The sequence below is a fragment of the Neisseria sp. P0021.S005 genome (genome assembly GCF_051956955.1).
On sequence record NZ_JBQCWY010000066.1, the window covers coordinates 1 to 10,475 of the forward strand.

The 10,475-nt window shown below is 50.7% G+C and carries 7 protein-coding genes and 1 pseudogene; 2 read left to right on the forward strand and 6 right to left on the reverse strand.

The window, feature by feature from the left end; translation table 11 throughout:
• The 4 genes and pseudogenes from ACTHUE_RS05975 to ACTHUE_RS05990 form a co-directional block, all read right to left on the reverse strand.
• Positions 1-385, reverse strand: a pseudogene (locus tag ACTHUE_RS05975) (sensor histidine kinase); the annotation flags it as partial.
• 70 nt (positions 386-455) lie between these two features.
• On the reverse strand, positions 456-2,759 hold the full coding sequence (gene parC, locus ACTHUE_RS05980; RefSeq protein ID WP_004518843.1) for a DNA topoisomerase IV subunit A: 2,304 nt from the start codon (positions 2,757-2,759) through the stop codon (positions 456-458).
• Between the two features lie 208 nt (positions 2,760-2,967).
• Entirely contained in the window at positions 2,968-4,290 is a 1,323-nt protein-coding gene (locus ACTHUE_RS05985) for an MFS transporter (protein WP_049344509.1), read from the reverse strand.
• 194 nt (positions 4,291-4,484) lie between these two features.
• Positions 4,485-5,528 (reverse strand): LacI family DNA-binding transcriptional regulator, encoded by a 1,044-nt coding sequence (locus ACTHUE_RS05990; RefSeq protein ID WP_049344511.1) that lies wholly within the window; start codon positions 5,526-5,528, stop codon positions 4,485-4,487.
• Between the two features lie 258 nt (positions 5,529-5,786).
• Here ACTHUE_RS05990 and pgi point away from each other — a divergent pair, with 258 nt between their 5' ends.
• Together pgi and ACTHUE_RS06000 are read left to right on the forward strand one after the other, a co-directional pair.
• The gene (pgi, locus tag ACTHUE_RS05995) at positions 5,787-7,427 is read left to right on the forward strand and encodes a glucose-6-phosphate isomerase (protein ID WP_070695292.1); all 1,641 of its coding nucleotides are present in this window, start codon (positions 5,787-5,789) and stop codon (positions 7,425-7,427) included.
• A 233-nt stretch (positions 7,428-7,660) separates the two neighbouring features.
• The gene (locus tag ACTHUE_RS06000; RefSeq protein ID WP_191620593.1) at positions 7,661-8,911 is read left to right on the forward strand and encodes an AmpG family muropeptide MFS transporter; all 1,251 of its coding nucleotides are present in this window, start codon (positions 7,661-7,663) and stop codon (positions 8,909-8,911) included.
• 73 nt (positions 8,912-8,984) lie between these two features.
• On the opposite strand, the gene hpf is transcribed toward ACTHUE_RS06000, so the two are convergent.
• Both hpf and rpoN read right to left on the reverse strand, forming a co-directional pair.
• Entirely contained in the window at positions 8,985-9,299 is a 315-nt protein-coding gene (gene hpf, locus ACTHUE_RS06005) for a ribosome hibernation-promoting factor, HPF/YfiA family (protein WP_004518850.1), read from the reverse strand.
• Positions 9,300-9,348: 49 nt separating this feature from the next.
• A partial coding sequence (rpoN, locus tag ACTHUE_RS06010) for an RNA polymerase factor sigma-54 (RefSeq protein ID WP_440423116.1) occupies positions 9,349-10,475 on the reverse strand: 1,127 nt, incomplete at its 5' end.

The window sequence follows — 10,475 nt, forward strand, 5'->3', positions numbered from 1 at the left end:
TAGGATAGTGGCCATAACTGAGCAGACACGACGTGGCGACAAACGGCAAAACCAAAATTCCGAAACCAGAAGCCGTACCGCCGGAGATATACACCAAAACCATCATCATGGTGATGTCGACCACGGCGCTGGCATTGGGCAAATCTAAAGACTGCCACTGCCAGCCCGGGCGGAACACGGAGAGCATAATCAGGAAGAAATACAGCGTTACCCAGATATAAAACTCAACGTCCGGCAACGAAACGCCAATCAGGTTGCCGCCCGTGTAGCTGCCGAAAGCGTGCAAAACCAAAAGCGGTAAGACAATGGCTATTCGGGCAATGTTGATTACACCGGGAATCCGCTCCCTCAGATTACCCAGTTCTTGAAGATTGGCTCTGTTCATAAATGAACCTTTTTTTATTATCATGCAATGTCGTATAAATTTAATTTATTTAGATATATTTGTTCTTGTTTCAGGACAAACTTTTCAGACGGCCTGATATTTCCAATACCTTGCCTTTTTTACCGCGTTTGCCGTCAATATCGGCAATACGCAGTTTTTCCTGATGTTCTGCGCCGCGTCGGCCGACCGATACAACGGTAAACTCAGGAGAGGTCGTCACCATAATGTGTTCCAAAGATGCACCCTCAGCCAACGACATCAGCTGCAAACCGCGGCCTTTAGGCATGACTTTGAGTTCGCCGATGGAAAACGCCAAGAGACGGTGGTCGCTGCTGGCCAGTACGACTTTGCAGTCGGGATTGATCAGCGAAGAAGCATAGACGGCAACCGGCGGCAGGACGGTTTCGCCGCTGTCCACGGTCATGATCACTTTACCCGCTTTCACGCGTCCGATCATATCGGCCAACTTGGTGATAAAGCCGTAGCCGCCGCTGCCTGAAAGCAAGTAATGCTGTTCGGGCTGACCAGTGAGCATGGCGACGGGTTTCGCGCCGTTTTGCAGCTCGATTAAGGATGAAACCGGCACGCCGTCGCCGCGTCCGCCGGGGATTTCGGCGGCATCAAGCGTATAGGTTCTGCCCAATGAATCCAGGATGACGACGGGTAAAACCGTGCGGCCTTCGATGGTTTGCTTGAGGCGGTCGCCTTCTTTGAACGCGGTTTGGCTCAAATCAAGGTTGTGTCCGGCACGGCTGCGTATCCAGCCTTTTTCCGACAGAATCAGCGTGATGGGTTCGTCGGCGGTGGTTTGTGTCAGCACGGCGCGTCCGGCCTCTTCCACCAGCGTGCGGCGCGCGTCACCAAACTGCTTCATGTCCGCCTGCATCTCTTTGATAATTAGCTTACGTTTTTCGTTTTCGTCGCCCAAAAGAATATTCAGACGACCTTGTTCTTCGCGCAACTCGTTCAATTCTTTTTCGAGTTTGAACCCTTCCAATCGCGCCAACTGACGCAGGCGGATTTCCAAAATGTCTTCGGCTTGGATTTCGGTCAGCCCGAACGCCGCCATTAAATCGGCTTTCGGATCATCTGATTCACGAATGACTTTAATCACTTCGTCAATGTGCAGAAAGACTTTCAGACGGCCTTCGAGGATGTGCAACCGTTTTTCCACTTGACTCAAACGGAATTTCAGACGGCGTGTTACGGTAACGACGCGGAAATCCAACCATTCCTGCAAAATCGTTTTCAGGTTTTTCTGCGCAGGGCGGTTGTCCAAACCCATCATTACCAAGTTCATGGACACATTGCCTTCCAGAGAAGTCTGCGCCATCAGCGTGTTGATGAAAGTATCCGTATCGATGCGGCTGGATTTTGGTTCAAATACAAGACGCACAGGATGTTCGCCGTCTGACTCGTCGCGCACGCGGTCGATTAAATCCAGCATCAGCTTTTTGGTGTTGAGCTGGTCTTGGTTGAGCTGCTTTTTTCCCGCTTTCGGTTTCGGGTTGGTTTGTTCTTCGATTTCGGCAAGGATTTTGGCGGAATTGGCGTTCGGCGGCAGCTCGGTCACAATCACGCGCCATTGTCCGCGCGCCAGCTTCTCGATTTCATAACGCGCACGCACGCGCACGCTGCCTTTGCCGGTTTCGTAAATCCGACGCAATTCGTCTGCCGGCGTGATGATTTGACCGCCGCCGGCAAAATCGGGCGCAGGGATATACTGCATCAGGTCGGCGGTTTCCAGCGTCGGTTTCTTCAACAACGCAATCGCCGCCTGTGTGACTTCGTTTAAATTGTGCGATGGGATTTCGGTCGCCATACCCACCGCAATGCCCGACGCACCGTTGAGCAACACCATAGGCAGACGGGCGGGCAGGTGTACAGGTTCGTCAAACGCGCCGTCGTAGTTCGGCACAAAATCCACCGTCCCCTGATTGATTTCGGACAACAGCAATTCCGCAATCGGCGTCAGCCGCGCTTCGGTGTAACGCATCGCCGCCGCCCCGTCGCCGTCGCGCGAACCAAAGTTGCCGATGCCGTCGATTAAGGGATAGCGCAAGGTAAAATCCTGCGCCATGCGAACCATCGCTTCATAGGCAGAACTGTCGCCGTGCGGATGGTATTTACCCAAAATCTCGCCGACCACGCGTGCCGATTTCACCGGCTTCGCCCCCGCCGTCAAACCCATATCGCGCATGGCAAACAAAATACGCCGTTGTACAGGCTTTTGGCCGTCTGAAACTTCAGGCAGCGCGCGGCCTTTGACCACGCTCATGGCGTATTCGAGATAGGCGCGTTCGGCGTATTGACCTAACAGCAGGTAGTCTTCACCGACAGGAGATGGACTTGGAGCGGAAATGTGTTCTGTCATCAGGATGGTAAAACGAAATAAATTAAAGAAGGATATTGTAAAGCAAAATCGGTAGTCATAGCCAATTTGAGTGATGAACGGTAGCGCAGCGACAATAAGGCTTTCCGAATCAGGTCAGCAAATGGAATCCGTTTCGACAAAAAAGGCCGTCTGAAACCCTTTCATGTTTCAGACGGCCTTTTCATTTTGGTTTTAAATCAAAACTTCGTTATTCTGCAGTAGCCGGTTTGGCCGCAGTTTTAATGGTTAAGGTCACCGCTGCGGCAATGGCCAGGGAAACACCGGCAAAAGTCATCGCGTTGGCAGGGTTTGAACCCAAGAAAGTTCTGTACACCCAGCCGAAAGATACGGTTTCAATCAGCATTGGAATCACAATCATCATGTTCACAATACCCATGTACACGCCGTAACGTTCTTTCGGAATAGAACCGACCACAATCATAAACGGCACGCCCATCATACTTGCCCAACCGACACCGAAACCAATCATCGGCGCAAACATCAGGTATTTGTTGCCGATGTGCGGAATGGTGAGCAAGGCTAGTGCGGCAAGGGTTACGGCAAAGGCGTGAACATATTTGGCGGCGTATTTGCGCGCCATCCACATCAGGCCAAAGGCGGAGATAAAGGTTATCACGTTGTAAAAACCGTTTACCAGGCCGGTCCATGCAACCGCTTGGCTATACGCTTCGGTATTTTCAACGGTCGAATCCCAGACGGATTGGACGATACTGTGGGAAATATATTGCCAGTAGATGAAGAGCGCGTACCATTGGAAGAGATACACCAAGGCCAGTTGCCACAGGGCAGTCGGCATTTCGCGCACGGCAACGACAATATCTTTAACAGCATGGGCCGGACCGCTCGGCTGGGCTTTAATGGCCGCCATTTCTTCAGGGCTGGGCTCGCGTTCGGCCGTTGATAAAACGGTAATCAAAACCGAACCGATGGAGCAGACCGCACCAATATAAAACGAACCGAATACCCAATACGGAATGCCTGCTTCGGAAGTTTGTTGCAACCAGCCGATTTGTTGGAAGATATAGAGGGAAACGTTGGCCAGGGTAATGCCCAAGCCGGTAAACACAGACTGCATCAAGAAACCGGTGGATTGCTGGTGTTCAGGAACGGTATCGGCAATGAAGGCACGGAAAGGTTCCATTGCAGTATTATTACTGATGTCCAAGAGCCACAGCAGCAATACGGCCACCCACAAGGCGGTAACGTGCGGATAGATAAAGAGACAGAGACTGCAACCAATGGCGCCAATCAAGAAATACGGACGGCGGCGGCCCAATCCGGGCACCCAAGTGCGGTCACTCATCGCACCAATCATCGGCTGCACCAGCAAACCGGTAATCGGGCCTGCCATATTCAAAATCGGCAATTGGCTCGGATCGGCATGAAGAAAGCTGAAAATCGGGTTAATCGCAGTTTGCTGCAACCCGAAGCTATATTGAATACCGAAGAAACCGAAGTTCATCAGCATAATCTGGCGAAGTGTCATCGCCACTTGTGGGGAGATTTTCATAGTAAGGCTACTCCTGGATAATAAACTATGGAAACAACAAACTCCAATTTCAGCGGTATGACGCTTTTATTGTATTGGGCCGCCTTTTTAATGAGGCAATCCTGTTTTCAGACGGCCTTTATTTTGACCGTTTACATAATCTTATTTTGATGTGTGTTTGCGTTGTTTAAAGCTTATTTTCAGGCCGTCTGAAACTATTTATTAATCACAGACTGACGCCAGATGGTTTCCCCAACGACCTTGACTGACTGAACCGAGCCGGTCGGGTGTTCAATGTATTGAAACAGCAAATCCGCCGCCATCGCGCCCATGCGCAGATAAGGCAGCTCGGTACTGGTCAACGGCGGAAACAGCGTCTCCGCAATCGCGCTGTGGTTATCATAGCCGGCAACCGAAACTTGCTCGGGAACCCGCACGCCGCGCGTCCTCAAAATCCCGTACACGCGTACTGCCATTTCATCGTTACCGCAGCAAATGACCGTCGGCGGAAGCGTCAAAGACAACAGTTTCAAAATAGCCGAAATCAAAGATCCGCTGTCATTGCTGAAGTCAGGATAACCAGTTTGCACCAAATCAGGATCGAAGACAATATCCGCATCCGCCAAAGCCCGGCGGTATCCGGCCAATCTCAATCTCGTTGCTTCTACGCCCGGCTGCAAAGTCACATAAGCAATCCGTTTGTGTCCGCTTTGGATAATCCGGCGCACCAAGCCATACTGCCCTGCTTCATCGTCCGGCAAAACCGACGGCGTACCTGCCAAATCGAAACAGTTGACCAACACCATCGGGCAACGGTTGGGCACTTCCGGCAGCAATACTTCCTGATGGAAACCGGCCACATATAAAATCCCCTCGGCACGATGCTCCATAAAGGTACGGATCAGCGGCTCCATCTGACCGGGCTGCCCTGGCTTGTTGTCGATGTCGGCAATCATCAAAATCTTGCCTTGTGCACGAATCTGCTGCTGAATGCCCTTAATCAAGAACATATCCGGTATGCCGTGTCCGCCCGTATTCTCGCCTGTCCGCGAAATGGCGCCGGTAATCAGACCGACCAAGCCGGAACGGTGTGACCGCATAATCCGCGCCGCAGAAGACGGGATATAGCCCAAAGCAGCAATCGCTGTTTCTACTTTAGAACGGGTTTTATCACTGACCGGCGCATCGCCGTTAATCACCCGGCTGACCGTCTTGGGAGATACCCCGGCATAAGCAGCGACATCATAAATTGTAGCCATCTTACGGACCCGTCCCGACAAGATTTCAATAATGTTACATAGGATAACACAGCAGACATCGGTGTCATACCCCTTTTTTTTACAGAAACTTGATGATAATCAATCATTTCTTTTTCATTTTGCATACATTTCTTAAACAAAAACACCCCCGCCACCTCCCAAAACCTGTTCAAATTTGTTAAACTACAAGCCACTACAAAAAAGCAGGAAATACCTATCTATCCTGCTTATTTTACCGTTACATACTAAGGAAACGAGATGACCGCATACTCAGACGCATGGCAGGCCTTGGAAGCCCATCATGCCGATACGCAACACGTTACCCTGCGCGAACGTTTCGCTGCAGATGCCGAACGTTTCAACAATATGCACGAAATTCTGCACGGTTTGTTATTTGATTACAGCAAAAACCGTCTGGATGAAAATACCCTTGATTTATTGTGCCAACTGGCCGAAGCAGCCGATTTGCCACAATATATGCAGGCCATGAGCAGCGGTGAAAAAATCAACACCAGCGAACACCGCGCCGTTCTCCACACTGCTCTGCGCCTGCCTGCCAATGCCAAACCTGTTTACGTTGACGGCGAAAACATCGTGCCCAATGTTCATCACGAACTCAACCGCGCACTCGAGTTCGCACGCCAACTTTTAGACGGCACCCACGCAGGCATTACCGGCAAACCGATTACCGACCTGGTTCACATCGGCATCGGCGGCTCCGATTTAGGCCCGCGCATGGCCACACAGGCGCTGCAACCCTATTGGCAGAACATCCGCGTCCACTTTGTCAGCAACTCCGATGATGCCGACCTGACCCAAACCCTTCTCGGTCTCAACCCCGAAACCACCGTATTCAGCATTGCCAGTAAATCATTCCGCACACCAGAAACCCTGCTCAATGCCTATGCGGCGCGTACTTGGTACCGTGATGCAGGTTTGCCTGATTCCGGCATCTACCGCCACTTCTGCGCCATTTCCGCCGATGTGGCCGCAGCCCAAAATTTCGGTATCTCCCCCGACAAAGTCTTTGCTATGTCCGACTGGGTCGGCGGCCGCTATTCCGTCTGGTCGCCTATCGGCCTGCCGCTGATGGTTGCAGTCGGCGAAAAAGCATTCCGCAAAATGCTGGCCGGTGCACACGCGATGGACACCCATTTCTTCGAGGCCCCATTCCGCCGCAACATTCCCGTCCTGATGGCACTCATCAATGTTTGGTACAACAACTTCCAACATTCAGACGGCCAAACCGTTGTCCCATACAGCCACAATATGCGCCTCTTTACCCCATGGCTCAACCAGCTCGATATGGAAAGCCTCGGCAAACAGCGTACTTCAGACGGCCAACCCGTTTCCTGCACCACCGGCGGCATTGTCTTCGGCGATGAAGGCGTCAACTGCCAACATGCCTACTTCCAGCTTCTGCACCAAGGTACGCGTCTGATTCCCGTTGATTTCATCGTCCCCATGACCACAATCTACGGCAACCACCGCCAACACCGCTTTACTGTTGCCAATGCCTTCGCCCAAGCCGAAGCGCTGATGAAAGGCAAGACCTTAGACGAAGTACAAGTCGAATTGGCCGCACTGCCCCAAGACGAACGCGACCGTCTTGCGCCGCAAAAAGAATTCCCCGGCAACCGTCCGAGTAACAGCTTGCTCATCGACAGCCTGACACCTTTCAACCTCGGCATGCTGATGGCAGCCTACGAACACCGCACCTTCGTTCAGGGCGTAATTTGGCGTATCAACCCCTTCGACCAATGGGGCGTGGAATACGGTAAAGAGCTGGCCAAAACCATCGAACCCGAACTCGAACGCGGCACCCCGGCACACGACAGCTCCACCAACGGTCTGATTGCCTTCTACCGCAACTGCAACGCAGCATCGAAGGCCGTCTGAAAATAAAATATCCGTAAAACAAACATATCTGCCTGTCTTACGGACATTTCAAAAACCTATCGGCTTGTTCCAACAAAAGGCCGTCTGAAACTTAATTTGTCAAAGTTTCAGACGGCCTTTTATTATTCAATAAAGATAGCAGAAGTTCATTCGCCATATCCCCCATCTTTGCTACAATATCCCTTTTCTTTTTTATTGATTCCACTATGACCAACGCACCCCAAACCAGCACTATGCAGCGAATTTTCTCGCGCAAAATGCTGATCTGCATTTTCACAGGCTTCACTTCGGGGTTGCCGCTTTATTTTCTGATCAACCTGATTCCGGCATGGTTGCGCAGCGAACATGTCGATTTGAAAACCATCGGCCTGATGGCACTTATCGGGCTGCCTTTCACTTGGAAATTTATCTGGTCTCCCGTCATTGATTTGGTCAGATTACCTTTTTTAGGACGGCGACGCGGTTGGATGCTGGTTACGCAAATTGGTTTGCTGCTGACCTTGCTCATTTATGCCTTCCTAAATCCTGCTCAGCATTTATATGTAATTATGGGCTTATCGTTGGTGGTCGCTTTTTTCTCTGCCAGCCAAGATATTGTATTGGATGCATTTCGCCGCGAAATTTTGTCAGATGAAGAATTAGGCTTAGGCAACTCTATCCACGTCAACGCCTACCGTATCGCCGCTTTGGTACCCGGATCGCTCAGCTTGATTTTGGCCGACTTGATGCCTTGGCACAACGTATTCATCATTACTGCACTATTTATGCTGCCCGGTCTGCTGATGACCTTGTTTTTAGCTAAAGAGCCTGACATTCCACCATCTGTGTCGCGTACATTTGCCCAAACAGTCTCTGACCCTTTCAGTGAGTTCTTCTCCCGCAAAGGAATCAAACAGGCCATATTGGTATTGCTGTTTATCTTTCTCTACAAACTGGGCGACAGCATGGCCACTTCTTTGGCTACACCTTTTTATCTGGACATAGGCTTCAGCAAAACCGACATCGGCCTCATCGCCAAAAATGCCGGTTTATGGCCTGCTGTCATTGCCGGTATTGTAGGCGGTATTTGGATGATAAAGCTCGGTATCAATAGAGCTTTGTGGATTTTCGGCGTGGCGCAATGGGTTACTATTCTAGGCTTTGCTTGGTTGGCAAATTTTGGCAAGTTTGAAACCATCACACTGACAGAGCAAATGATGCTTGCGGCCGTGATTGGGGCAGAAGCAGCGGGCGTAGGTCTGGGTACAGCGGCGTTTGTTGCCTACATGGCTCGTGAAACCAATCCTGCATTTACGGCCACACAATTAGCCCTCTTTACCAGCCTGTCAGCCGTTCCACGTACATTTATCAATGCTTCGGCAGGCTATCTGATTGAAGCGATGGGCTACTTCAATTTCTACTGGCTGTGTTTCGCTTTGGGCATACCGGGCATGTTGCTGCTGTTTAAAGTGGCACCGTGGAATGGTGAAAAAGTGAGTAACTAGATTGCCAGTCTAAAACATCTAGCAAAACAAAAGGCCGTCTGAATATTCAGACGGCCTTTATCATACAAAAACTTTATTCGGCAGCAGGTTTGACAGTACTGCGGACATCGCCGCTTTTTTCTTTATGTTTCAAAACAGCGCGGTCGAGTTTGTCCATCAAAACATCAATCGCGGCATACATATCCTGTTCAATCGCTTCAACGTGCAAATCTTTGCCTGCCAAATGCACATCGGCTTCGGCTTTCTGGCTGACTTTTTCCACCGAGAGCGTGATGGTCACGGAAATGATGTTGTCGGCGTGGCGACTGATTCGTGCCAACTTGTCGGAAACGTAGTTTTTGATGGCTTCGGTAACATCAAAATTCAGACCGGTGATTTTCAGATTCATGATACAGCTCCTTCGGTTGGTTAGTCCGTCAAAACGGATCGGAATATATCTACTCGGTAAATTTTCGTTTGTGTGCCGGTGGGATGTCTAATGATTCTCTATATTTAGCAACTGTACGTCTGGCAATTTCAATGCCGCGTTGTTTTAATAATTTGACGAGGGTCTCGTCCGAATAGGGTTTGCTGCTGTCTTCACTTTCAATCAACTGGCTCAATACGGCTTTGATTGCGCCTTGGCTGAACCCTTCGCCATCATCATCGGCATTGACTGCCTGTGTGAAGAAATAGCGTAACGCAAACAGGCCGCGCGGGCAAGACAAATATTTCTGATTGGCGGCACGCGAGATGGTACTTTCCGCCAAACCCAATTCGGCGGCGGCATCTTTCATCAGCATGGGAGACAGGCCGATTTCTCCGAAGATGAAAAAATCTTCCTGATTTTTGACGATATACTCGGCAAGGCGGAGGACAGTGCTTTTACGCAGCTCCAAAGAATCAATGCGCTGCTTGGCTTCGTTGATTTTTTCCTTCCACTCCGGTGCGCCCTCTTCCTCTGATTTCATCAGGTCGCAATATTCCTGATTGAGCTGCAGCTTCGGCCAAGCCGCTTCGTTGCTGATGACTTCCCAGCCGTCCTTGCCCTCTTTGACCCAAACGTCAGGCTGAATATAAGGCGTAGGCGTGGCAGAGGCGAAGCCGTAGGCTGGATAGGGATTGAGCCCGGCAATCATATCGAGCGCGGCTTCTATGGTTTTGCTGTCGGTATCGGGATAAAGTTTGCGGAAACGCAGAACGTTTTGTTTGCGGTTTTTGCCTAAGTCTTGAAGCGAACTTTGCACCAAATGCGCGGCCATTTGTCGGGCAGGAGAAGCCGGCAAACGCATTAACTGCAACATAAGCGACTCGGTCAAATCCGCCGCCGCCACGCCGGGCGGCTCAAAGGTTTGCAATACATCCAGCGCGTTTTGCAGGGCTTCTTCGTCCAGCATCCATTCCAACGGCGTGTGGTCGATAATTTCTTCGAGGCTGTCGGTGAGGTAGCCTTGTTCGTCCAAAAAATCAATCAAGACGTGAACATAGGCCGCTTCCACTTGCGAGAGCGGATGCTCGCACACTTGGGCATGCAGATAGTGTTTGAAATCCTCTTCTTCGGCGATGTTGCTCCAAATATCTTCGG